This is a genomic window from Burkholderia sp. KJ006 (assembly GCF_000262695.1).
GTDB classification, from domain to species: Bacteria; Pseudomonadota; Gammaproteobacteria; order Burkholderiales; family Burkholderiaceae; genus Burkholderia; species Burkholderia vietnamiensis.
Map to the genome: position 1 here is coordinate 1,080,516 of NC_017920.1, position 21,777 is coordinate 1,102,292.

Sequence of the window (21,777 nt, forward strand, 5' to 3'; positions counted from 1 at the left end):
CTGATCCTTTTATGAATTTTGCGCTGATTCTTTTTGTGCTCGTCGTCGTGACGGGCGTGGCGTGGGTGTTGGACAAGCTGGTGTTCCTGCCGCGGCGACGCAAGGCGGCCGACGTGGCGATCGACGAGTTCGATCGCCAGCAGTCGCGCATCGACAAGCGTTTCGCGGACGAAAATGCGGTGCAGACGCGTGCGAAGCTGCGCGACGAGAAGCTGCGCCAGCCGTGGTGGCTCGAATACACGGCGAGCTTCTTCCCGGTGATCCTCGCGGTGTTCGTCGTGCGTTCGTTCGTCGTCGAGCCGTTCAAGATCCCGTCGGGCTCGATGGTGCCGACGCTGGTCGTCGGCGACTTCATCCTCGTCAACAAGTTCGAATACGGGTTGCGTCTGCCGGTCACGAACACCAAGATCACGCAGGGCAAGCCGCTGTCGCGCGGCGACGTCGTCGTGTTCCGTTATCCGAAGGACGAGTCGGTCGACTACATCAAGCGCGTCGTCGGCCTGCCGGGCGACACGGTCGCCTATCAGGACAAGCAGCTGACGATCAACGGCCAGCCGGTGCCCGAAACGCCGCTGCCCGACTACTTCGACGACGAGCGCCAGAACTACGCGAAGCAGTTCGAGGAAACGCTCGGCACGAAGAAGAACGCGATCCTGAACAATCCCGCGGTGCCGCCGTTCGTGATGGGCGCATACGACTATCCGTATCGCGACAACTGCACGTACAACAGCCGCGGCGTGATCTGCAAGGTGCCGCCCGGCCACTACTTCATGATGGGCGACAACCGCGACAACAGCGCGGACAGCCGCTACTGGGGGTTCGTGCCGGACAACAACATCGTCGGTCGCGCGTTCTTCATCTGGATGAACTTCAGCGACCTGAAGCGCATCGGTTCCTTCAACTGATCGCAGTCGACTCGCACGCAATGCGCGACGCACGGGCCGCGTCGCGTATTGCCGAACTACTTTAAGAACCGGCGGTAACACCGCCTCGTCACGCCTTTTCGCGTCCGGCCGTGCCGCTTCGGCCCGACCGGCGCCCGCGTTATACTCCTGCACATGCCCCTATCCCAGTTGGAAAGCCGGCTGCGCTACGAATTTCGCAATGCGGAATTGTTGCGCCAGGCTTTGACCCATCGCAGTCACAGCGCCACGCATAACGAACGGCTCGAGTTTCTCGGCGACTCCGTTCTGAATTGCGCGGTGGCGGCCCTTTTGTTCCAGCGCTTCGGCAAGCTGGACGAAGGCGATCTGTCGCGCGTGCGCGCCAATCTCGTCAAGCAGCAGTCGCTGTATGAAATCGCTCAGGCCCTGAATATCTCGGACGGGCTGCGACTGGGCGAGGGCGAGTTGCGCAGCGGCGGGTTCCGCCGCCCGTCGATTCTCGCGGACGCATTCGAAGCCATCATCGGGGCCGTGTTTCTCGATGGCGGCTTCGAAGCCGCCCAAGGGGTCATCAAGCGGCTGTACGTACCGATCCTCGACCACATCGATCCGCGCACGCTCGGCAAGGACGCGAAAACGCTGCTGCAGGAGTATCTGCAGGGGCACAAGATCGCGTTGCCCACCTACACCGTCGTCGCGACTCATGGTGCGGCGCACAATCAGCAGTTCGAGGTCGAATGCACGGTGCCGAAGCTCGACGTGAAGGTGTCGGGCTCCGGCGCGAGCCGGCGGGCGGCCGAGCAGGCTGCCGCGAAGAAGGCGCTCGACGAGGTGCTGGCCGCCGCGCCGATGCTGGCCTCGAAGCCGAAGCGCTCGAAGAATGCCCGTGGATCGAAGCATGCGGAGCCCGAAATCGTGCCGGGCGTGAAGGGCGTTCAGGAAGCGCTGGACCTGCGCTCGCCGGAACGGAAGGAACGTGCGGCGGCACGCGACGTGAAGGCGTCCGGCGGCGCTTCCGAGCCGGCCGAGCGGCCGGCTCAGGCGCCGATGGCCGCGATCCGCGCCGCGCATGTCGAAACCGTGGCGGACAAGACCGACCGCGCGGCGAAGCCGTCGGGCGACAAGCCGGCGGACAAGCCGGCCGAGAAGTCGCCGGAGCGCGGCGAAGCTGCCTTGCGTGCGGCCGACAAGCCCGCGGAAGGCGCACCGCGCGCCGCTGACAAGCCGACCGGCCAAGCGGCCGGTCAAGCAGCCGTCCAGCCGGCCGATCCGGCCTCGGCGAGCGCCGACAAATCAGCCGCTGCGTCCGACCCCGCCTCCCGCACGACGCCGCGCCCGCGCGACGGCGCAGCGTCCGACACCGAGACGCCGCCGGGCGGCGCGAGCCTCGCGGCCGCCCAGGCGCGCGCGGCCGATGCCGGCCACTGAATTGCCCATCGATCGTGCCGCGCGCCGCGCGGCCGGTTGCGAACCTGTCTCCCAAACGATATGAACACTCCCGCTCCTACCGGTTTCCGCTGCGGCATGATCGCGATCGTGGGCCGCCCGAACGTCGGCAAGTCGACGTTGATGAACGCACTCGTCGGCCAGAAGATCAGCATCACGTCGCGCAAGGCGCAAACGACCCGCCATCGCATCACCGGCATCAACACGTTCGACGACGCGCAGTTCATCTTCGTCGACACGCCGGGCTTCCAGACCCGCCACAGCACCGCGCTGAACCGCTCGCTGAACCGCGCGGTCACGTCGACGCTCACGTCGGTCGACCTGATCCTGTTCGTGATCGAGGCCGGCCGCTTCGGGCCCGACGATCAGAAGGTGCTCGACCTGATTCCGCCCGGCGCGCCGACGCTCCTGATCGCGAACAAGATCGACCGCGTGGGCGACAAGGCGACGCTGTTCCCGTTCATGCAGAAGATGAGCGCGCTGCGCGAGTTCACCGAGCTCGTGCCGCTGTCCGCGCAGCGGCCGGAAGACATCAAGCACCTGCTCGACACGATCAAGCCGCACCTGCCGGAAGGTCAGCCGATCTACGGCGAGGACGAGCTGACCGATCGCAGCTCGCGCTTTCTCGCGGCCGAAATCTTGCGCGAGAAGGTGTTCCGCTGGACCGGCGACGAATTGCCGTACACGAGCACCGTGCTGATCGACAAGTTCGAGGAGGAAGGGCGGCTGAAGCGCATCTTCGCGACGATCCTCGTCGAACGCGATATGCACAAGGCGATGGTGATCGGCAAGAAGGGCGAGAAGCTCAAGCAGATCAGCACCGAGGCGCGGCTCGACATGGAGAAGCTGTTCGACGGCCCCGTGTACCTCGAGACCTTCGTGAAGGTGAAGAGCGGCTGGGCCGACAACGAGGCGGGGCTGCGTGCCTATGGGTACGAATGACGCGCTGACGTCGACCGAAGACGCGGTGGCCGCCGGCGCGAACGACGCGCCGCTGCCGGCCCCGCCTGAACCGCCGCGCCGCAAGGCGCGGCGCGCGACGTCTCGCACGTCCGATTTCCGCATCGCCGAGCAGCCGGCGTTCGTGCTGCACAGCTATCCGTACCGCGAAACGAGCCTGATCATCGACGTGCTCACGCGCGACCATGGCCGGCTCGCGCTGGTCGCGAAGGGTGCGAAGCGCCCGCATTCCGCGCTGCGCGGCGTGCTGCAGACGTTCCAGCCGCTGCTGTTGTCGTGGTCCGGCAAATCCGAAGTGCGCACGCTCACCGGCGCCGAGTGGGTCGGCGGGATGCTGCCGCTCGGCGGCGACGGGCTGCTGTGCGGCTTCTACGTCAACGAGCTGCTCGTGAAATTCTGCGCGCGCGAAGATCCGCAGCCGCCGCTGTTCAACCATTACGTGCTGACGCTCACGCGCCTCGCGCACGGCGAACCTGCCGTGCAGGTGCTGCGCTCGTTCGAGCGCGTGCTGCTGCGCGAGACCGGCTATGCGATGGCGCTGAACCGCACGGTGGCGCGCCGCGCGGTCGAGCCCGAGCGCCGCTACGTGTTCGATCCCGAGCGCGGCGTGCGCAACGCGGACGACGACGTACCGTCGCACTGGCCGGTCGTCACCGGACAGACGTTGCTCGACATGGAGCAGGACGATTACCATCGAGCCCAGACGGTCGCGCAGAGCAAGACGCTGATGCGCTTCCTGCTGAACACCTATCTCGGCGGTACGCCGCTCGCCACGCGCCAGATCCTGATCGACCTGCAAAACCTATGAGCTTTTTCCTGACAACGCCCACCGTCATCGACCTCGGCGTGAACATCGACCACGTCGCCACGCTGCGCAACGCGCGCGGCACCGCCTATCCCGATCCGATCCGCGCGGCGCTCGCCGCCGAAGAAGCCGGCGCCGACGCGATCACGCTGCACCTGCGCGAGGATCGCCGCCACATCGTCGACGCCGACGTGCGCACGCTGCGCCCGCTGCTGAAGACGCGGATGAACCTCGAATGCGCGGTGACGGCCGAGATGCTCGACATCGCGTGCGAAGTGCGTCCGCATGACGCGTGTCTCGTGCCGGAGAAGCGCGAGGAGCTGACGACCGAAGGCGGCCTCGACGTCGCCGGCCGCTTCGAGGTCGTGCGCGCGGCCTGCAAGCAGCTCGCGGACGCCGGCGTGCGCGTATCGCTGTTCATCGATCCGGACGAGACGCAGATCCGCGCCGCGCACGAGGCCGGCGCGCCGGTGATCGAGCTGCATACCGGCCGTTATGCCGACGCGCACGACGCAGCCGAGCAGCAGCGTGAATACGAACGCATCGTCGCGGGCGTCCAGGCCGGCGCGCAGCTGGGGCTGAAGGTCAACGCCGGTCACGGTCTTCACTACACGAACGTGCAACAGATCGCCGCCATCGACGGGATCGTCGAGCTGAACATCGGCCATGCGATCGTCGCGCATTCGATCTTCGCGGGCTGGGACAATGCCGTGCGCGAGATGAAGGCCATCATGGTCGCCGCACGCGTTGCCGCGCTTCACGGCGGCGCGCGCTGACGATGCGTTCCGTGCGCGCCGGCTCGGCTTGCCACCCGGCATCGTTCGTGCATCGCGGCGCGCGCTGACATGGCGATCTACGGCATCGGCACCGACATCGTCCAGTTGAGCCGCATCGCGGCCGTGCTCGAGCGCACCGATGGCAGGTTTGCCGAGAAGGTGTTGGGCCCCGACGAGTTGCGCGTGTTCCACGCGCGGTGCGCGCGCTCCGAGGCGCGCGGCATCGCGTTTCTCGCGACGCGCTTTTCCGCGAAGGAAGCGTTCTCGAAGGCGATCGGGCTCGGTATGCACTGGCCGATGACGTGGCGTGCGCTGCAGACCCTCAACCAGCGCAGCGGCGAGCCGTACGTCGTCGCGTCGGGAGAGCTCGCCGGCTGGCTTGCCGCGCGCGGCATCACCGCGCGCGTGACGGTCAGCGACGAGCGCGACTACGCCGTGTCGTTCGTCGTCGCCGAAACCGACGCGCCGCCGCCTGCGCCCGCACCCGTTCCCCGAACCCTTTCCTGACGGATTTTCCGATTCGATGAAAACGACTCCCGGCCCGGTCATGCTCGACGTCGTCGGCACGGCCCTGTCGCGCGACGATGCGCGGCGCCTTGCGCATCCGAACACCGGCGGCGTGATCCTGTTCGCGCGGCATTTCGAAAACCGCGCGCAGCTGAGCGCGTTGACCGACTCGATCCGCGCGGTGCGCGAGGACATCCTGATCGCGGTCGATCACGAAGGCGGCCGCGTCCAGCGGTTCCGCACCGACGGCTTCACGGTGCTGCCGGCGATGCGCCGGCTCGGCGAGCTGTGGGATCGCGACGTGCTGCTCGCGACCAAGGTCGCCACCGCGGTCGGCTACATCCTCGCCGCCGAGCTGCGCGCCTGCGGGATCGACATGAGCTTCACGCCCGTGCTCGATCTCGACTACGGACATTCGAAGGTGATCGGCGATCGCGCGTTCCATCGCGACCCGCGCGTCGTCACGTTGCTCGCGAAGAGCCTGAACCACGGGCTGTCGCTCGCGGGCATGGCCAACTGCGGCAAGCATTTCCCCGGGCATGGTTTCGCGGAAGCCGATTCACACGTCGCGCTGCCGACCGACGACCGGCCGCTCGACGCGATCCTCGAGGACGACGTCGCGCCGTACGACTGGCTCGGCCTGTCTCTGTCGGCGGTGATTCCCGCGCACGTGATCTATACGCAGGTCGACCCGCGGCCGGCCGGCTTCTCGCGCGTGTGGCTGCAGGACATCCTGCGCGGGCGGCTCGGTTTCACGGGCGCGATCTTCAGCGACGACCTGTCGATGGAGGCCGCCCGCGAAGGCGGCACGCTCACGCAGGCCGCCGACGCGGCGCTCGCGGCCGGCTGCGACATGGTGCTCGTCTGCAACCAGCCGGAGGCCGCCGAAGTCGTGCTGAACGAACTGAGCGCGCGGCCGTCGCCGGAGTCGGTGCGGCGCATCAAGCGGATGCGTGCGCGCGGCAAGGCGCTCAAGTGGGACAAGCTGATCGCGCAGCCCGAGTATCTGCAGGCGCGCGGGCTGTTGACCAGCGTGCTCGCATAAGCGGCGACGCAGTCGGCGCGCTGCCGTCGCCGAAACGAAAAAGCCACGCGAAGTTGCGTGGCTTTTTCGTTGGTGCGCGAAGCGGAGGGCAGCACTGGTTCGACGAACTAATCGTCGGCGCCGGTCCGCGCCGACGACGATTGCCGCCCGCTCAATTGACCTTCATGCGCTGCAGTTTGTTGTAGAGCGTCTTCGGGCTGATGCCGAGCAGCGTGGCCGCACGATGCCGCGTGCCGCCGACTGCGTCGAGCGTCGCGCGGATCAGCAGGTCTTCGACGTCGGACAGCGGCGTGCCGACCTTGATCTGCACGCTGCTGCCGTTCAGCGCGGCGCCGGCCGCGAAGCTCGCTTCGCCGGCGCGCAGCGTTTCGATGAAGTCGCCCGACGCGTCGTATGCGAAGCGCACACGCTCGTGCAGCTCGCGCACGTTGCCGGGCCACTCATAGGACAGGCATTCGCGTACGAAGCCCGGCGCCGCGCGCTTGTCGGTCGTGCTGCGGCCGGTCGCGCGGGCCTCGCGGTTCAGTTCGTCGATCAGCGCATCGGCAATCGCGAGCGCGTCGCCGTCGCGCTCGCGCAGCGGCGGCATCGTGATCGACGCCGCATCGAGGCGCAGCCACAGATCTTCGCGCAGCGTGCCGTTGGCAACGGCCTCGCGCGCCGGCCGGCGCGTGGCCGCGATCAGCCGGAAGTCGCTCGCGATGGAGCTCGTGCCGCCGATCCGCATGAAGTTCTGCGAATCGAGCGCATGCAGCAGCGCTTCCTGCAGCACGAGCGGCAGCGCGGTGATTTCGTCGAGGAACAGCGTGCCGCCGCCGGCCTGTTCGAACAGGCCGGTTTCGCGCCGCTCGGCGCCGTCGAACGCGCCGCGCTCATGGCCGAACAGCACGCTGTCGAGCGACGCGCCATGCCGGTTCGCCTGCGCGATCATCCGGCAGTCGAACGACAGGAACGGCCCCTTGCGGCGGCGGCTCAGATCGTGCAGCGTGCGCGCCGCGAGCTTCTTGCCGGTGCCGGCTTCGCCCGCGAACAGCACGGCCGTTTCGGTGCGCGCGTTGTGCTCGATCATGTCGTACACGTGCTGCATCGCCTCGCTGCGGCCGACCAGTGCGCCGAAGCGGCCGAGGCGACGCAGCGACGCGCGCAGCGCCTGCACTTCGTCGATCAGTTCGTAAGGGCGGGGAATCCGCGCGAGCAGGCTGCGCAGCCGCGGAATGTTGATCGGCTTCAGCAGGTAGTCCCAAATGCCGTGACGCAAGCCTTCGATCGCGCTCTCGACCGTCGCATTGCCGGTCAGCACGATCACCGGCAGCGAGCCGTTCGGCTGCTGCTGCGGCAGGTGCTGGAGCAGGTCGAAGCCGCTTCCGTCCGGCAGGTTCAGGTCGACCAGGACGACGTCGGGGATCGCGCGGCCGAGCGCCGTGCGCGCCTCCGCGAGCGACGTGGCCGTGTCGACCGAGAAGCCGTCTGCGGCGAGCAGCGCGGTCAGGCCGGACAGACTGTTGGGATCGTCTTCGACAATCAGGGCGTGTGGCATGGTGAACGCGAGTCGAGTCAAGAGAGGCGGGCTGTCGGCCGTCGAGCCAGCCGCAGCCGCGTGTCGGATTAAAAACTGATTTTATGCCCCCCGGAACGCCCGACGTGCATTATTTCTCGGCCGCTATAAAACAGTTACCGATGATACAAATTGAATACCTTTAGTGCTGGATTTTGTGTTGCCGATCGTGCCGACATGTGCGCGCTGTTGCGCGCAGGCAAACAAAAAGCGCCCCGCAGGGCGCTTTGTTCGATGCGAAGTTCGCAGGCGCTTACGCGCGGCTGCGGTATTCGTTCGTACGCGTGTCGATTTCGATCTTGTCGCCGGTGTTGCAGAACAGCGGCACTTGCAGCTCGAAGCCCGTTGCGAGCTTCGCGTTCTTCAGCACCTTGCCCGACGACGTGTCGCCCTTGACGGCCGGTTCCGTGTAGGTGATCTCGCGAACCAGGATCGTCGGCAGTTCGACCGAAATGGCCTTCTCGTTGTAGAACACGACTTCGCAAGCCATGCCGTCTTCGAGGTAGTTCAGCGCTTCGCCCATCATTTCCGCTTCGACTTCGTACTGGTTGTAGTCGGCGTCCATGAACACGTACATCGGGTCGGCGAAGTACGAGTACGTCACTTCCTTGCGGTCGAGCACGACGACGTCGAACTTGTCGTCGGCCTTGTAGACCGCTTCCTGGCCTGCGTTCGTCAGCAGGTTCTTCATCTTCATCTTGACGACGGCGGCGTTACGGCCCGACTTGTTGTATTCCGTCTTTGCGATGACCCATGCGTCGCTGCCGATTTGCACGACGTTGCCTACGCGGAGTTCCTGTGCGGTCTTCATAAAAAAACTGTCCTGATCCAATCAAATAAATGGGTGCCTGAGCGTTGCGCAACGGCTGACGGCGCAAGCGGTGCGTTCCGGTAGGTGCCAAGAGCCCCAAGCGTGCGCGCTTGCGTGGTCAGCCGTCGGATAACCGCTTATTTTAACTGAGATTTTGCGTATTCCGCCAGCTTTCCGGCAAGATCGCCGACGCCCGCCAGCGTGTCGGCCCAGCGCGTCGCGTTGGCGTCCAGCGCCGCGCGGTGCTGCCGGATATCGTCCCAATCGGGCGTGCCCACGCCGTTCCACGCATGCCAGAAGCGCTCGAGCGCCGCGCGCGGCGCGTCGGCGAGGCCGGCTGCCAGGTGCGCGAGCGCGGCGTCGAGTTTCGGCAGATGCGCATCGTCGGCCTGCGGGTAGATCTGCCAGACGAACGGCTTGCGCGCCCATTGCGCGCGCACGAACGAATCCTCGCCGCGCACGAAGTTGACGTCCGCGGCCCACAGCAGCGCGTCGTAGTCGGCCTGCGGCACGAAGGCGAGCCCGTAGGCGGTCAGATTGCCGAGCGTGGCGCGCGCGCCGGCGTCGAACGAGGCGGTGCCGAAGAAGCGCGCGACGGCCGGCGAGATGCGGCCGGCCGGCACGAGCGCGACGATCGGCGTCGCGCTGTCGCGCCACTGCGCGAGCAACGCGTCGACGGCCGGATTTTCGTATGCGAACAGGCTCACGACCGTCGTGCCGGACGCCGGCGGCGCATCGCCGGTCGCGTGCCGCCACCAGGCCGTGCGCGCGGCCGCGTCGGTTTCGAATGCGGTGCGGCGTGCGTCGAGGTCGCGCTCCTTCAGCACGCCGCCGGTGCCGGCCGACAGCCCGGGGAAGAAGAAGGTCTTCAGCAGCGGGTAGCGCGGATGCGGCGACGGGCGCAGGTGGAAATCGGCGACCCAGTCCTCGGCGCTCAGGTATTCGAGATTGATCCACACCGGGCGGGGCGCGCGTCGCGCCATCGCGGCGAGATATGCGCCCGGCAGTTCGCACGCGAACGCTTCGATCACGACGTCGGCGATCTGCAGCGCGTCGCCGACGTCCGCGTGCCAGTGTTCGATCGCGATGCCGTCGAGCGTTTGCCGGTTGGCGTGCGGGTCGATCTGCGGCAGCAGTCGCGCGAAGGTGCGCAGATCGTCGACGAAGATGCGCATCTGCCAGCCGTGCTCGTGCGCGAGCTGGCGCGCGAGGCGCCAGCACACGCCGATGTCGCCGAAGTTGTCGATCACGGTGCAGAAGAGGTCGCATGCGATCGGTTCGCCGGTCGAGCGCGGCGAAGCGATGGCGGGGACGGAGTCGGAGCCGGAGGCGGGCGTGGTGCGGGACATCGAAGCGGGCCGGTGAATGCTCTAAACTGGCGATTCTAATGGACCCGTTCCGCGCCAGCGGGCACCGGATCACGCATGACATCCCCAGAAGCCGCCGATACTCCGTTCGAACCGAAGAAGATCCTCGCGCAATTGCCGCACATGCCGGGCGTCTACCGCTATTACGACGCAACGGGCGCCGTGCTTTACGTCGGCAAGGCGCGCGACCTGAAGAAGCGCGTGTCGAGCTACTTCACGAAAACGCAGCTGTCGCCGCGCATCGCGATGATGGTCACGCGCATCGCGCGCATCGAGACGACCGTCACGCGCTCGGAGGCCGAGGCGCTGCTGCTCGAGAACAACCTGATCAAGGCGCTCGCGCCGCGCTACAACATCCTGTTTCGCGACGACAAGTCGTATCCGTACCTGAAGCTCACCGCGCACCGCTTTCCGCGCATGGCGTATTACCGCGGCTCGGTCGACAAGCAGAACCAGTATTTCGGGCCGTTCCCGAGTGCGTGGGCGGTGCGCGAGAGCATCCAGATCCTGCAGCGCGTATTCCAGTTGCGCACCTGCGAGGATTCGGTGTTCAACAACCGTACGCGGCCGTGCCTGCTGCATCAGATCGGGCGTTGCACGGCGCCGTGCGTCGGCGCGATCAACGAGGACGACTACGCGATCGACGTGTCGAACGCCGCGCGCTTCCTGCTCGGACGGCAGTCCGAGGTGATGAACGAACTCGAGCAGAAGATGCACGCGTTCGCGGCCGAGCTGAAGTTCGAGCAGGCGGCGGCCGTGCGCAACCAGATGAGCTCGCTCGCGACGGTGCTGCACCAGCAGGCGATCGAGGTCGGCGGCGACAGCGACGTCGACATCCTAGCCGTCGTCGCGCAGGGCGGGCGCGTGTGCGTGAACCTCGCGATGGTGCGCGGCGGCCGCCATCTTGGCGACAAGGCGTATTTCCCGACGCACGTCGAAAGCGCGCTGACGCTCGCGGAAGGCGAGGGCGACGGCGACGGGGGGGCGGCTGCCCGCGTCGCCGGCGCCGGTGCCGGCGCGTCCGTCGAGGCGGAGGTGCTCGATGCATTCATCTCGCAGCACTATCTGGGCAACCGCGTGCCGCCGGTGCTGGTCGTCAGCCATGCGCCCGCGAGCCGCGACCTGCTCGAGCTGCTGTCCGAGCAGGCCGGCCACAAGGTATCGCTGGTGCGGCAGCCGCAGGGGCAGCGGCGCGCGTGGCTGACGATGGCCGAGCAGAACGCCCGGATCGCGCTCGCGCGACTGCTGTCCGAGCAGGGCTCGCAGCAGGCGCGTACCCGCGCACTCGCCGAGACGCTCGGCCTCGAATGCGACGATCTCGCGACGCTGCGCATCGAGTGCTTCGACATCAGCCATACGATGGGCGAGGCGACGCAGGCGTCGTGCGTCGTCTATCACCATCACAAGATGCAGTCGGGCGAGTACCGTCGCTACAACATCGCCGGCATCACGCCGGGCGACGACTATGCGGCCATGCGGCAGGTATTGACGCGCCGCTACGAGAAGATGGTCGAGCTGGCCGCGCAGGCGGCCGCCGCCGACGCCGCGACCGGCATCGACGGCGAATCGACGCGGCAGGCCGAGGCGTCGAGCCTGTTGCCGAACATCGTGCTGATCGACGGCGGCAAGGGGCAGGTCGAGATCGCGCGGCAGGTGTTCACCGAACTGGGGCTCGATACGTCGATGCTGGTCGGCGTCGCGAAAGGGGAAGGGCGCAAGGTCGGCCTCGAGACGCTCGTGTTCGCGGACGGCCGCACGCCGCTCGAGCTCGGCAAGGAGAGCGCGGCGCTGATGCTGGTCGCGCAGATCCGCGACGAGGCGCACCGCTTCGCCATCACCGGGATGCGCGCGAAGCGCGCGAAGGCGCGCCAGACGTCGCGGCTCGAGGAGCTCGACGGCGTCGGCGCGAAGCGGCGCCAGCGGCTGCTCGCGCGGTTCGGCGGACTGCGCGGCGTGGTCGCCGCCAGCGTCGAGGAGCTGGCGAGCGTCGACGGGATCTCGCACGCACTCGCCGAACAGATCTACAAGCAGCTTCATTGACGGGCCGTGCGACCGGCCGCTCGGGCCTGCGATCCCGCGTTGCGATCGCGCGTTCTTGTGGCAGGCCGGTCGACACGGCACAATTGCGAATCCTTTACTGACCCGCATGCCATGCCGTTCAACTTCCCGATTTTCCTGACGTGGGTCCGGATCGTGCTGATTCCGCTCGTCGTCGGCGTGTTCTATCTGCCGGACACGGTGATGGGCGGCGCGCACCGCAACCTCGCGGCGGCGGCGATATTCATCCTGGCGGCGCTGACCGACTGGTTCGACGGCTTTCTCGCGCGCAAGTGGAACCAGACGTCGTCGTTCGGCGCGTTCCTCGACCCGGTCGCGGACAAGCTGATGGTCACCGCCGCGCTGCTGATCCTCGTGCAGATCGCGCGGGTCGACGCGGCGATCGCGCTGGTGATCGTTGGCCGTGAGATCGCGATTTCGGCGCTGCGCGAATGGATGGCGCAGATCGGTGCGTCGAAGAGCGTCGCGGTGAACCAGCTCGGCAAGTTCAAGACCGCATGCCAGATGGTCGCGATCCCGATGCTGCTGTATTACGGGCCGCTGCCGCTCGGCGTCGCGACGATCGACACGCGCGTGTGGGGCGAATGGCTGATGTATCTGGCGGCGGTGCTGACGATCTGGTCGATGCTGTACTACATGAAGCTCGCGTGGCCGCAGATTCGCGAGCGCGGCGGCGCGTAAGGGCTTGGTAGCGGCTGCTTGCGGTGTCGGTGCCGAAGGTTTTTGGAAAAAGGGCGCGAAAAGCCCTTGACACATGAAAGTGCCTTCGACATAATCTCGCTTCTCCGCTGCACGACGAAGTAAGCGTGTGACGGAAAGCAGTAGCGCAGCAATACGCGGGAGTAGCTCAGTTGGTAGAGCGCAACCTTGCCAAGGTTGAGGTCGCGAGTTCGAGACTCGTCTCCCGCTCCAGATTTTTTCGGCAGCGTGTTGAATGGCGAAGCGCTGCTGGTGCAGGACAACGCGGGAGTAGCTCAGTTGGTAGAGCGCAACCTTGCCAAGGTTGAGGTCGCGAGTTCGAGACTCGTCTCCCGCTCCAGATTTTTCTGGCAGCGTGTTGAATGGCAAAGCGCTGCTGGTGTAGGACAATGCGGGAGTAGCTCAGTTGGTAGAGCGCAACCTTGCCAAGGTTGAGGTCGCGAGTTCGAGACTCGTCTCCCGCTCCAGGTATCGGGGAAGCAAGGCTTCCCCTTTTATTTGATGGACCGATGGTCCTCGGATAAAAATCTGTCGCATGCCTTCCAGGTATTCGGACAGTCCGCTTTTGGCGCGATAGCAAAGCGGTTATGCAGCGGCCTGCAAAGCCGTTTAGGCCGGTTCGACTCCGGCTCGCGCCTCCAAGTAGGAAGAGAAAAAGCCCTGAGAAATCAGGGCTTTTTCTTTTTCTCGCTCCACTTTCATCGTTGTAAGAAAGTCGCCGAGAGTGGTACAAAGTCGCCTCTAACCACTCAAGAAACACGCGCAACCACGCCTAAGTCGGCTCTTTGGCCGTATAGGCCGGTTCGCGTCAGCGCATGGCGACCAAGCGACTACGACCCTCCGGAACGTGGGAATACATCATCCGACGTTCGAAGCTTCTCCCAAAGCCACTTTCCTTGACGTTTCAATCTGAAGAAGAGGGCGACGCGTACGTCGCCCGGCTGGAGCAATTGCTCGATGCCGGCATTGTGCCGACGGACGTTGTTGAGCAACGCGAAGCGATCGCGACGACGCTGGACGCTGTTCGCGAGTATCTGCGGCGAGTATCGGTGCCTGATTCCGACGCTTGCGCCAGCCGAACACTTGGTTGGCGTTGACGCCGTGCCGACGTGCAACGGCCGACACCGACGCTCCCGGCTCCAATGTTTCCTGCACGATGGCGATTTTTTCTAGCGCCGTGCGCCGACGACGGCGCTCCGGCTCGGTCAGAATTTCGATGCTTTCCACGTAATGACTAGGCTTACTGATAGGCACAAGACTATCCTTTATTTTAAGAGAGTCCTTGTGTCCTCAGATACGTGGGGCCGCTCCAGTATCGTACAAGTTGCGCAAAACGGGCGGTGTCCCCGATCATCTCTGAAATTTAACAATCTTTCACAGACTTTCGTGATCCGATCCTTATGATAATTAAGCGAGCACGAAATTTCGATCGCCTGTACTTCTGCTGGCCACATCTCGGGGTATGTTTTGATAATCTTCAGAAGATTATATTTTCATGGAAAATAATCGTAGCAAATTAATTGCTGCTTCGGCAATTCCGTTGGCTTTGGGTATTCTTGCAAGCAAAGACAGCAAGGCCCAATCTTCAACATCGAATGTTTCCGGCCTTACGATCGAGCTTGGTAATTCCTCTCAACCGAATTTGGCGCATGGAATAGACAACGGCACATACTATCAAGTGGATTGTCGATTGGGTAATGCCTTCAATGGGTTTCCGTATACGGCAAATAGTGATGGGACAATTACGCTCAATCAAGGTGGAATCTATGTTGTCCTTGCACACGCAAACATAGTTTCTAGTGCGGTTGATACATATCAAATCCCCGCACAGGTCACATTTGCTGCGGGAACGGCATATCCATGGCCGGGCGTATATCAATATTCGGTTCAATCAATTCCATCACCGGTGCTGGGCTCACAGTCAACCCAGAGTTTGGGCACTATCAACCTCGTGGGTATACCTCCTCTTGGATGGGGAGCCAATACAAAAGTATGGCTTGGTTATTCCAAGGTGGTTGGCGCTCAGAACAAAGCCACTCTTAGTTTGCAGGGGGCGGTGACAATTATCAAAGTTGCGTAAATTTTAAATCTGAACCCGAGTGACGTCTCGTCATTCGGGTTTTATTTCTGGATTGGTGAGCTAAATTCCCTATAATTTAACGCCATGCGATCATTTTCTTGTTTAGTCGTGATGTGGTAATGTTGCGCAGCCGCTATTGATCGCGGAGTTTCCATCATGTTGAGTGTGGTGAAGAAATCAAGGAATTGTGATGATATATGTTACTCAGCAATGCCGATACGGTACGATGATTTTTAATCGTAACGATGACACAATTGGGCAAAGCCTGATTAAATATGGAGAATGGTCGGAGGCTGAGACATTTTTGTTTTCCCAAATCGTCCGGCAAGGAGATACTGTTGTTGAGGTGGGTGCAAACATAGGTTCTCACACAGTGATGTTATCTCAAGCAGTTGGTGACTCTGGAGTCGTTTTTGCGTTTGAACCGCAGCGACATGTTTTTCAAGTGCTCTGTGCTAATCTGGTTATAAATCACTGCCTAAATGTTCACGCGAATCAATGTGCGATTGGCGATACTGATGGAACTATTGATTTTCCAGCGATCGATCCGAGAAATCAAAATAATTTTGGTGCGACTTCAGTTTATTCGAAGAACACTGGGTTTGAGAGAATTCCTCTTAAGAGGCTTGACTCGATTGATTTTTGTCGTGTTGATTTTCTTAAGGCGGATGTCGAAGGGTTTGAAATAAATGTGCTTCGTGGTGGGTTGAGGGTCATAGAAAAATATCGACCAATATTACATCTCGAATATCTGAATCACTATACTGGCGATGAGTCGCAGCGATACCTTGAGTTGCTTTCCCCGTTGGGTTATAGACTTTGGTATTACATTACGCCTCTGTACAATAGGCTTAATTTCCTAAATAATGGGGAAAATATATTTGAGGGGCTATGGTCATTTGATGCGATAGCAGTTCCGACCGAGTGTGGGGAAATGCAGGGGCTTCACGAAATCAAGGCATCTGACGGTCACGTGAAATGCGATGATGGCGATCAATGGCGTACTGCGAAATTTGTTCGCTATTGATATTTTTGAAGCTTTGGATGGTAAAAAAGACACAAACGATCCAATCCGTCATGTCGCTTTGGTCTCAGTTACCGATTGAGTCTGAAAAGGGTGAGCGTAGCTCGCGGCGTAGCTTTGTGCACTGGACCGTGTCAGATAAGGCGAAGGTACTGCTGCATCATCAGGCGGTGCAAGTTGCTTTGCAACCAAACGGTGGGATTGGGTGCCCAGAGACACGAAAGCCCGCTGCGAGCGGGCCTTTTTACGTGCTACAGATTCGCTACAGCAAAGGGTGAGAGCCTTGCTGGATAAGCCTCACGCTTATCATTCCATCCCCTGAACTCCGGGGCGGAATACCAGGGCGGAGATCTCCGATGCTGTCCTTTTTCGGCCAAGAACAGTCGTTCGACAACGATGCCTGAATCGTCGACAATGCGTGGAAGACTGCAGTTGACCCCAGTATCAACAGCGTGAACTATAACGTCCATTGTTCCTGAGTTTCATAAACGCGACCTAGGAGTCAAGATGGCCGTGCGTGGAGCACCGTATGTCTGAAAAGAAACTTCGTGGCATTCCTCGTCGGCTTCGTGCCGTCAAGAAATGGCCAGAAAGACTCTTGAGTTGCATTCCAGGCAACGTTTGGAACGCGAATGAGCCTTACTGGAATTGGAAGATCCCGGTGCATCACAGCCTTGTTCTGGGGCGCTATGCCACACCTGCTACCCGGCGAGCGTGTGCACAAGGTCTTATAGATGCATCCGCGCATCTTCTCGCTCGCAAACCAGCCGAGATTCGGTCCGCTCGGGTGACATGCGCAATTTGCCTTCCGGACATGTTCGCGAGCGAAGTCTGCGTCTACCTCGACGAGGATTACTTCAGCGCTCAGGTTCACGAAGGCGCAAATGTATTCGGCGAAAGGAAATTCATACGCGACCGCAAACTATCCAGTGAATGGGCGTTGCACGTGCCGACTGGCATTTCTGAGTTGGGTATCATCGTCAAGAATCTTGACGAAGACGGTCGCTCGTTCGAATACGAGTGCTGGTATTTTGGTGAAATCGTTCGGTGAGCACAGGTGCCTGTAAGGCAGCGCTAACAATACGCTGACTTTTCTGCGTGATGAATGATCGTTGAGGCCAATATTGAATTCCCGTTTTGGGTCGGCTGCAGCCGACCGCGTCGGGCGCTAGTCGGCCAGGAAGAGCCATTCGACAGTACCGCTCGGATCGCCGACAATTGCACCGATTAGTATGTTTCCGGTCAGGTCCAGTGATGAAGAAAGCGGTGTGGGGGCTGCTCATAGTAGCCATCGTTTCGTGGGGAGTATGCTACATATACCCGACCAACATTATCCACTTCGGATGGATCGGAGCCCTGTTCGCATCGACGGCAGGCTTGATCGCGACGATATCGAGCTATCACACGGAAGACGTAGCCCATACGCGCGGCGGCACCATATACAAAGCAGAATCGCCAATCAAATTTTTGCTGACTTATGTTTTGCTCGGATTACTACTCGCCGCTTTTTTGCTTATAAGCATCCTCGGCAGCTTGGGGGAATTGGGGGAGTAACGGCCATAAGCACTCGCTGACTGAACCACAATGCAGTGGATCGTGGCCCGCACTTAGACTAACGGAGGTGACCCGTCGCGTATGGAAGAACGAATCTACGGTTAAAGAATTGGCCGGTGACTGTCGTAAGATAAAAATAGTGAGAGAAAATAACAGAACATGAAAAACTTAACGCGTGGTTATCGTTTTTTGACTTCGATTGCGACTTCGCTCTTTTTTCTTTCTATGGCGCCGAAGTGTCTCGCGTTTGACGAGTGGGGCTTTAAAAGTGGAACACCTAAAGCTGAGGTCGAGCAGACTGTGCGATCAGGCGGTGGAAGCATTTCAAAGTCCGGTGATGCGACAACCGTTACACGATTCGATCCTGTCAATGGTCAAGCATCAATATTCATCTTGCGATTCTGTGACGATCGCCTAACTAGTGTCTTGAAGGCGGAATCATTCACTCCAGCAACGTTAATTGATTTGCAATTTGATCTTGTGAAACAACACGGAAGTCCGGTGCTGTCAGTGCAAGATAAATCGATAAATACAAAGATGGGTGCCTTCGTTTCCCGCGAGCTGGATTACACGTGGGAACTGGCGAATGATAAAACTCAAATTATTGCAACTGTGCCTATCTCCTCACCTTTTCAGATCAACCCCGGCCTTTCCGTGGTTCACAGTGACTCGTCAGTATGCTTGAACGGGGACCGAGAGCGACCAGCGGTCAACGAGTGACGCAACGAATTTCAACGGTGACAGATACTTCATTGTTTCCGCTTAGCGTTCGGCGACCGCCCGATTTAGGTGGCGGCTGCCTACGAGGAGCAAATGACCGCTATTAGCAGGCTCGAAGGTCTCTTCCGGGTCGAAATCGGCCGTTGCAATCAGTGCGGCTTGGCCGACCGCATGACATCGTCACTGGGCTTAGGAGTTGAGGCGCGCGGCAGAGCGGTCAATGTGGATGGTCAATTGCCGCAACATCTTGATTTTATGAATAAGGTGACGGCCTGCAAAGCCGTTTAGGCCGGTTCGACTCCGGCTCGCGCCTCCAAGTAGGAAGAGAAAAAGCCCTGAGAAATCAGGGCTTTTTCTTTTCCGCCGCTCGCGCGGCGTTATCTTCAGCGACCATCCGCGTCCTCGCTCACCCATCCACCGGCTGCATCGGCGTGTCCAGCTTCAGCTGATAAAACGCCGCGTCGAGCCAGCGCCCGAACTTGAATCCCGCTTCGGCGATCGTCCCCGAATGCACGAAGCCGACACGCGTATGCAGCGCGACGCTGCCCGCGTTGGTTGCATCGATGCAGCCGACCAGCACGTGTACCTCGGCATCGCGCGCACGCTTGATCAACTCGCGCAGCAACAACTCGCCGAGCCCGCGCCCGCGATGATCGCGATGCACGTACACACTGTGTTCGACCGTGTACTTGAACGCCGGAAACGCGCGGAACGTGCCCCAGCTCGCGAAGCCGAGCAGCGTGCCCGAATCGTCGACCGCGCCGACCACCGGAAAACCGCCCGCGCGCTTCGTTGCGAACCACGTGACCATCGCCTCCGGCGGCCGCGGCCGATAGTCGTACAGCGCGGTCGAATTGACGATCGCGTCGTTCAGGATCTCGAGGATGGCCGCCGCATGCTCGGCCTCGTTGCAATCGATCAGGCGCACGTCGTCGTGCGTTTTCGGCAAATTCATGTGGACTCCTGCACCGGTCGGCTCCGGCTTTGAACGGATGCCGCGCCGCGCATGCCGACCGCGGCGGTGGCATCGCAGATCGCGACGACATAGCGCGCGCCTTGCGCCGTCGGATTGCTGAAAATCAGCGGCTGATCGACGCGCATCGCGAGACAGTCGCCTTCGTGAAGCTCGTGGAGCGCGTCGCCCAACGTGACGTCGACGCGTCCGCCGAGCACCCATACCTGCTGATGCAGCGCGCTGTCGCGGCCGCCCGTGTCGTACGCGACGCGCGCGCCGGGCGGGAAATCGACTTCGACGAGCTGGAGCGGCGACGGCCAGCCGGGCGGCGACAGATTGCGCCGCAGATAGCCCGACGCCGGATCGCGCCATTCCGCTTGCTGTGCGCGCTTGACCAGCGGCTGCACGGGCGCGTCGTCGCGCTCGCCGCCGAACAGCGCCGCCAGCGACACGCCCAAGCCGGCCGCGAGCTTGTCGAGGACGACGGCCGTCGGGCTGGCCGACGCGCGCTCGATGAGCGAGATCATCGAACGGCTCACGCCGGAGCGCGCGGCAAGCGTATCGAGCGTGTAGCCTCGTAACGTGCGCAAGTCGCGCACGCGGCGGGCGATCCGCTCGTTGATGCCTGCATCAGGCGCGGGAAGGGTAGTCGCTTCTTGCATGATGGACGGATTCTCCATCAAGCTGGAATATGGTGTCAACGAAATCACGGGCTGCCAGACTCCCGATTCGCAGTCCGACCGAATACTTGCTCCGCGCGCAGCGCCAGCGTAATATACGAAACGACTACATTTCGTTTAATTGGAGCCATATGGGCATCATCAAGATTTCCGAGCACATGCACGAACGGCTGCGCTCGACCAGCACCGCGCTGAGCCGGTCGATCAACGCGCAGGCCGAGCACTGGCTGCGCGTGGGCATGCTCGCGGAACTCAATCCGTCGCTGTCCTATGGCGATATCTGCCGGATGCTGATCGAATCCGAGGCGCGCGGCGGCGACGCCGGTACGGCGCAGCCGGCCGCTCGCGACATCGAGCAGGTGGCGTAATGGCGAAGCGCGACATTCCCATCCGCGGCGCCGCCGACATCGCGAAGTCGCGCGAAGCCGCGAAGCTCGCGTCGCAAGTGCTGACGATGATCACCGACTACGTGAAGCCGGGCGTCACGACCGACGAGCTCGACGCGCGCTGCCGCGAATACATCATCGACGAACTGCGCGCGATTCCAGCCAACATCGGCTATCACGGCTATCCGAAAACGCTGTGCACGTCGGTCAACCACGTGGTCTGTCACGGCATCCCGTCGTCGCGGCCGATGCGCGACGGCGACATCGTGAACCTCGACATCGCGGTGATCAAGGACGGCTGGTTCGGCGACACGAGCCGCATGTACTTCGTCGGCGAGCCCGGCGAACTCGCGCGGCGTCTGGTGGCGGCCACCTACGAGGCGATGCACGCGGGCATTCGCGCGGTGCGTCCGGGCGCGACGCTCGGCGACGTCGGCTATGCGATCCAGCAGGTCGCGCATCGCGAAGGCTTCAGCGTTGTGCGCGAATACTGCGGGCACGGAATCGGCGACGTGTATCACGACGAGCCGCAGGTGCTGCACTACGGCCGCCCCGGCACCGGCGTGCCGCTGCGCCCCGGGATGATCTTCACGATCGAGCCGATGCTCAACGCGGGCAAGCGCGACACGCGCGTGCTGGCCGACGGCTGGACGGTCGTCACGAAGGACCATTCGCTGTCCGCGCAGTGGGAGCACATGGTCGTGGTGACGGAGCAGGGCGTCGACGTGCTGACCGACGACGTGAAGCCGCACGCGTTCGCCGCGCTGACCGGCACGCAGGCGGCCTGACGCGCACGCCGCCAACGACGACGAGCCCCGGTCCGGGGCTCGTTTCATTTGGGCTTGCGCCTAGCGCTTGCGCCTAGGCTGACGCTTGCGCTCCTCACGCCACCGGCGTGGTTGCTACCCGCAGCATCACGCTGCTCGCTCGCGCGCCTTTTGCCACGCGTGTTCGACGAACACGCGGCACAGCGCTTCCATCCCGCTGCGGTCTTCGTCGTCGAAACGTGCGGCGACCGGGCTGTCGACGTCCCACACGCCGATCAGCGTGCCGTCTGCCGCTACCAGCGGCACGACGATTTCCGACTCCGACGCGGCATCGCACGCGATATGGCCGGGGAACGCATGCACGTCGCGCACGACCTGCGTTTGGCGCGTCTGCGCCGCCGTGCCGCACACGCCCTTGCCGAGCGCGATGTGCACGCAGGCCGGCTTGCCCTGGAACGGGCCGACCACCAGCTCCGTCCCGTCGAAGAAATAGAAGCCGGCCCAGTTCAGACGATCGAGCGAGTGATAGACGAGCGCGGAGAAATTCGCGGCGTTTGCGATCAGGTCCGGCTCCGATTCGACGAGCGAGCGGGCCTGCTCGGCGAGCGTCGCATACAGTTCGGCCTTGGAGGCGTGAGGGTCGGTGGACAGCGTGAACATGGCTGAAGTGCAGAGAAAAGAGTAAGGGGGACGCGCGA

The 21,777-nt window shown here is 62.7% G+C and carries 23 protein-coding genes, 5 tRNA genes and 1 pseudogene; 22 read left to right on the forward strand and 7 right to left on the reverse strand.

Annotation, left to right across the window (positions count from 1 at the left end; all coding sequences use genetic code 11):
* Positions 1 to 11: 11 nt before the first annotated feature.
* The 7 genes from lepB (at position 12) to nagZ (ending at position 6,423) form a co-directional block, all read left to right on the forward strand.
* Positions 12 to 905 carry a signal peptidase I gene (lepB, locus tag MYA_RS05000; RefSeq protein ID WP_011883967.1) on the forward strand — a complete coding sequence of 298 codons (894 nt, stop codon included), beginning with the start codon at positions 12 to 14 and terminating at the stop codon, positions 903 to 905.
* A gap of 153 nt (positions 906 to 1,058) precedes the next feature.
* A complete protein-coding gene (gene rnc / locus MYA_RS05005; RefSeq protein ID WP_034194218.1) occupies positions 1,059 to 2,312 on the forward strand; it encodes a ribonuclease III in 1,254 nt (417 codons plus the stop codon).
* Between the two features lie 60 nt (positions 2,313 to 2,372).
* Positions 2,373 to 3,272: a GTPase Era gene (era, locus tag MYA_RS05010; RefSeq protein ID WP_041493796.1), complete on the forward strand. Its 900-nt coding sequence runs from the start codon at positions 2,373 to 2,375 to the stop codon at positions 3,270 to 3,272.
* Positions 3,259 to 4,098, forward strand: coding sequence for a DNA repair protein RecO (recO, locus tag MYA_RS05015; RefSeq protein WP_011883970.1), 840 nt, complete (start codon positions 3,259 to 3,261; stop codon positions 4,096 to 4,098). Before era ends, recO begins: the two co-directional genes overlap by 14 nt.
* The gene (gene pdxJ, locus MYA_RS05020; RefSeq protein ID WP_011883971.1) at positions 4,095 to 4,871 is read left to right on the forward strand and encodes a pyridoxine 5'-phosphate synthase; all 777 of its coding nucleotides are present in this window, start codon (positions 4,095 to 4,097) and stop codon (positions 4,869 to 4,871) included. Before recO ends, pdxJ begins: the two co-directional genes overlap by 4 nt.
* A 69-nt stretch (positions 4,872 to 4,940) precedes the next feature.
* The gene (gene acpS, locus MYA_RS05025; protein WP_014722727.1) at positions 4,941 to 5,378 is read left to right on the forward strand and encodes a holo-ACP synthase; all 438 of its coding nucleotides are present in this window, start codon (positions 4,941 to 4,943) and stop codon (positions 5,376 to 5,378) included.
* Between the two features lie 16 nt (positions 5,379 to 5,394).
* Positions 5,395 to 6,423, forward strand: a complete 1,029-nt coding sequence (nagZ, locus tag MYA_RS05030; protein WP_014722728.1) for a beta-N-acetylhexosaminidase — start codon at positions 5,395 to 5,397, stop codon at positions 6,421 to 6,423.
* A gap of 151 nt (positions 6,424 to 6,574) precedes the next feature.
* Here nagZ and MYA_RS05035 read toward each other — a convergent pair whose 3' ends face one another.
* The 3 genes from MYA_RS05035 to earP form a co-directional block, all read right to left on the reverse strand.
* Positions 6,575 to 7,960, reverse strand: coding sequence for a sigma-54-dependent transcriptional regulator (locus MYA_RS05035; protein ID WP_014722729.1), 1,386 nt, complete (start codon positions 7,958 to 7,960; stop codon positions 6,575 to 6,577).
* A gap of 271 nt (positions 7,961 to 8,231) precedes the next feature.
* On the reverse strand, positions 8,232 to 8,789 hold the full coding sequence (gene efp / locus MYA_RS05040; RefSeq protein WP_011883975.1) for an elongation factor P: 558 nt from the start codon (positions 8,787 to 8,789) through the stop codon (positions 8,232 to 8,234).
* Between the two features lie 137 nt (positions 8,790 to 8,926).
* Complete coding sequence (gene earP, locus MYA_RS05045; RefSeq protein ID WP_014722730.1) at positions 8,927 to 10,138, reverse strand: elongation factor P maturation arginine rhamnosyltransferase EarP; 1,212 nt, start codon at positions 10,136 to 10,138, stop codon at positions 8,927 to 8,929.
* A 75-nt stretch (positions 10,139 to 10,213) separates the two neighbouring features.
* Between earP and uvrC the strand changes: the two genes are divergently transcribed.
* From uvrC to MYA_RS31825, 7 genes are all read left to right on the forward strand, one after another.
* Positions 10,214 to 12,196: an excinuclease ABC subunit UvrC gene (gene uvrC / locus MYA_RS05050; RefSeq protein ID WP_014722731.1), complete on the forward strand. Its 1,983-nt coding sequence runs from the start codon at positions 10,214 to 10,216 to the stop codon at positions 12,194 to 12,196.
* Between the two features lie 111 nt (positions 12,197 to 12,307).
* The gene (gene pgsA, locus MYA_RS05055) at positions 12,308 to 12,895 is read left to right on the forward strand and encodes a CDP-diacylglycerol--glycerol-3-phosphate 3-phosphatidyltransferase (RefSeq protein WP_011883978.1); all 588 of its coding nucleotides are present in this window, start codon (positions 12,308 to 12,310) and stop codon (positions 12,893 to 12,895) included.
* A gap of 155 nt (positions 12,896 to 13,050) precedes the next feature.
* Positions 13,051 to 13,126: transfer RNA gene (locus MYA_RS05060), tRNA-Gly, on the forward strand.
* Between the two features lie 51 nt (positions 13,127 to 13,177).
* Positions 13,178 to 13,253 (forward strand) — tRNA-Gly (locus MYA_RS05065).
* Positions 13,254 to 13,304: 51 nt separating this feature from the next.
* A tRNA-Gly gene (locus MYA_RS05070) sits at positions 13,305 to 13,380 on the forward strand.
* Positions 13,381 to 13,480: 100 nt separating this feature from the next.
* A tRNA-Cys gene (locus MYA_RS05075) sits at positions 13,481 to 13,554 on the forward strand.
* Positions 13,555 to 13,809: 255 nt separating this feature from the next.
* Complete coding sequence (locus MYA_RS31825; protein WP_060081600.1) at positions 13,810 to 14,010, forward strand: hypothetical protein; 201 nt, start codon at positions 13,810 to 13,812, stop codon at positions 14,008 to 14,010.
* Here MYA_RS31825 and MYA_RS31690 read toward each other — a convergent pair.
* A pseudogene (locus tag MYA_RS31690) lies at positions 13,975 to 14,167 on the reverse strand (transposase); the annotation flags it as partial. The gene MYA_RS31825 and the pseudogene MYA_RS31690 overlap by 36 nt on opposite strands.
* Positions 14,168 to 14,408: 241 nt before the next feature.
* Here MYA_RS31690 and MYA_RS30885 point away from each other — a divergent pair.
* The 6 genes from MYA_RS30885 to MYA_RS30895 all read left to right on the forward strand — a co-directional run bounded on the left by MYA_RS30885 (position 14,409) and on the right by MYA_RS30895 (position 18,607).
* Positions 14,409 to 14,993 carry a hypothetical protein gene (locus tag MYA_RS30885; protein ID WP_148278544.1) on the forward strand — a complete coding sequence of 195 codons (585 nt, stop codon included), beginning with the start codon at positions 14,409 to 14,411 and terminating at the stop codon, positions 14,991 to 14,993.
* A gap of 190 nt (positions 14,994 to 15,183) precedes the next feature.
* Positions 15,184 to 16,020, forward strand: a complete 837-nt coding sequence (locus tag MYA_RS29325; protein ID WP_014722733.1) for an FkbM family methyltransferase — start codon at positions 15,184 to 15,186, stop codon at positions 16,018 to 16,020.
* A gap of 526 nt (positions 16,021 to 16,546) precedes the next feature.
* Positions 16,547 to 17,068: a DUF3916 domain-containing protein gene (locus tag MYA_RS29330; protein WP_081056110.1), complete on the forward strand. Its 522-nt coding sequence runs from the start codon at positions 16,547 to 16,549 to the stop codon at positions 17,066 to 17,068.
* 203 nt (positions 17,069 to 17,271) lie between these two features.
* On the forward strand, positions 17,272 to 17,571 hold the full coding sequence (locus tag MYA_RS05085) for a hypothetical protein (protein ID WP_041493797.1): 300 nt from the start codon (positions 17,272 to 17,274) through the stop codon (positions 17,569 to 17,571).
* Between the two features lie 159 nt (positions 17,572 to 17,730).
* Positions 17,731 to 18,291 carry a hypothetical protein gene (locus tag MYA_RS30890; protein WP_146125928.1) on the forward strand — a complete coding sequence of 187 codons (561 nt, stop codon included), beginning with the start codon at positions 17,731 to 17,733 and terminating at the stop codon, positions 18,289 to 18,291.
* Between the two features lie 200 nt (positions 18,292 to 18,491).
* Positions 18,492 to 18,607, forward strand: a tRNA-Cys gene (locus tag MYA_RS30895).
* A 90-nt stretch (positions 18,608 to 18,697) separates the two neighbouring features.
* Here the strand turns inward: MYA_RS30895 and MYA_RS05090 are convergent.
* Together MYA_RS05090 and MYA_RS05095 are read right to left on the reverse strand one after the other, a co-directional pair.
* Entirely contained in the window at positions 18,698 to 19,246 is a 549-nt protein-coding gene (locus tag MYA_RS05090; protein WP_014722735.1) for a GNAT family N-acetyltransferase, read from the reverse strand.
* Complete coding sequence (locus tag MYA_RS05095; RefSeq protein ID WP_014722736.1) at positions 19,243 to 19,908, reverse strand: helix-turn-helix domain-containing protein; 666 nt, start codon at positions 19,906 to 19,908, stop codon at positions 19,243 to 19,245. The genes MYA_RS05090 and MYA_RS05095 overlap by 4 nt, the downstream gene beginning before the upstream one ends.
* Positions 19,909 to 20,057: 149 nt before the next feature.
* Here MYA_RS05095 and MYA_RS05100 point away from each other — a divergent pair, with 149 nt between their 5' ends.
* Together MYA_RS05100 and map are read left to right on the forward strand one after the other, a co-directional pair.
* The gene (locus MYA_RS05100) at positions 20,058 to 20,294 is read left to right on the forward strand and encodes a ParD-like family protein (RefSeq protein ID WP_014722737.1); all 237 of its coding nucleotides are present in this window, start codon (positions 20,058 to 20,060) and stop codon (positions 20,292 to 20,294) included.
* Positions 20,294 to 21,100: a type I methionyl aminopeptidase gene (gene map / locus MYA_RS05105; protein ID WP_014722738.1), complete on the forward strand. Its 807-nt coding sequence runs from the start codon at positions 20,294 to 20,296 to the stop codon at positions 21,098 to 21,100. Before MYA_RS05100 ends, map begins: the two co-directional genes overlap by 1 nt.
* A gap of 126 nt (positions 21,101 to 21,226) precedes the next feature.
* Here map and MYA_RS05110 read toward each other — a convergent pair whose 3' ends face one another.
* Positions 21,227 to 21,739 (reverse strand): GAF domain-containing protein, encoded by a 513-nt coding sequence (locus tag MYA_RS05110; RefSeq protein ID WP_014722739.1) that lies wholly within the window; start codon positions 21,737 to 21,739, stop codon positions 21,227 to 21,229.
* Positions 21,740 to 21,777: the final 38 nt, after the last annotated feature.

Coding starts and splice junctions, on each gene's coding strand:
- lepB (WP_011883967.1), top strand. CDS start 12: ATGAATTTTGCGCTGATTCTTTTTGTGCTCGTCGTCGTGACGGGCGTG.
- rnc (WP_034194218.1), top strand. CDS start 1,059: ATGCCCCTATCCCAGTTGGAAAGCCGGCTGCGCTACGAATTTCGCAAT.
- era (WP_041493796.1), top strand. CDS start 2,373: ATGAACACTCCCGCTCCTACCGGTTTCCGCTGCGGCATGATCGCGATC.
- recO (WP_011883970.1), top strand. CDS start 3,259: ATGGGTACGAATGACGCGCTGACGTCGACCGAAGACGCGGTGGCCGCC.
- pdxJ (WP_011883971.1), top strand. CDS start 4,095: ATGAGCTTTTTCCTGACAACGCCCACCGTCATCGACCTCGGCGTGAAC.
- acpS (WP_014722727.1), top strand. CDS start 4,941: ATGGCGATCTACGGCATCGGCACCGACATCGTCCAGTTGAGCCGCATC.
- nagZ (WP_014722728.1), top strand. CDS start 5,395: ATGAAAACGACTCCCGGCCCGGTCATGCTCGACGTCGTCGGCACGGCC.
- MYA_RS05035 (WP_014722729.1), bottom strand. CDS start 7,960: ATGCCACACGCCCTGATTGTCGAAGACGATCCCAACAGTCTGTCCGGC.
- efp (WP_011883975.1), bottom strand. CDS start 8,789: ATGAAGACCGCACAGGAACTCCGCGTAGGCAACGTCGTGCAAATCGGC.
- earP (WP_014722730.1), bottom strand. CDS start 10,138: ATGTCCCGCACCACGCCCGCCTCCGGCTCCGACTCCGTCCCCGCCATC.
- uvrC (WP_014722731.1), top strand. CDS start 10,214: ATGACATCCCCAGAAGCCGCCGATACTCCGTTCGAACCGAAGAAGATC.
- pgsA (WP_011883978.1), top strand. CDS start 12,308: ATGCCGTTCAACTTCCCGATTTTCCTGACGTGGGTCCGGATCGTGCTG.
- MYA_RS30885 (WP_148278544.1), top strand. CDS start 14,409: ATGGAAAATAATCGTAGCAAATTAATTGCTGCTTCGGCAATTCCGTTG.
- MYA_RS29325 (WP_014722733.1), top strand. CDS start 15,184: ATGATATATGTTACTCAGCAATGCCGATACGGTACGATGATTTTTAAT.
- MYA_RS29330 (WP_081056110.1), top strand. CDS start 16,547: ATGTCTGAAAAGAAACTTCGTGGCATTCCTCGTCGGCTTCGTGCCGTC.
- MYA_RS05085 (WP_041493797.1), top strand. CDS start 17,272: ATGAAGAAAGCGGTGTGGGGGCTGCTCATAGTAGCCATCGTTTCGTGG.
- MYA_RS30890 (WP_146125928.1), top strand. CDS start 17,731: ATGAAAAACTTAACGCGTGGTTATCGTTTTTTGACTTCGATTGCGACT.
- MYA_RS05090 (WP_014722735.1), bottom strand. CDS start 19,246: ATGAATTTGCCGAAAACGCACGACGACGTGCGCCTGATCGATTGCAAC.
- MYA_RS05095 (WP_014722736.1), bottom strand. CDS start 19,908: ATGCAAGAAGCGACTACCCTTCCCGCGCCTGATGCAGGCATCAACGAG.
- MYA_RS05100 (WP_014722737.1), top strand. CDS start 20,058: ATGGGCATCATCAAGATTTCCGAGCACATGCACGAACGGCTGCGCTCG.
- map (WP_014722738.1), top strand. CDS start 20,294: ATGGCGAAGCGCGACATTCCCATCCGCGGCGCCGCCGACATCGCGAAG.
- MYA_RS05110 (WP_014722739.1), bottom strand. CDS start 21,739: ATGTTCACGCTGTCCACCGACCCTCACGCCTCCAAGGCCGAACTGTAT.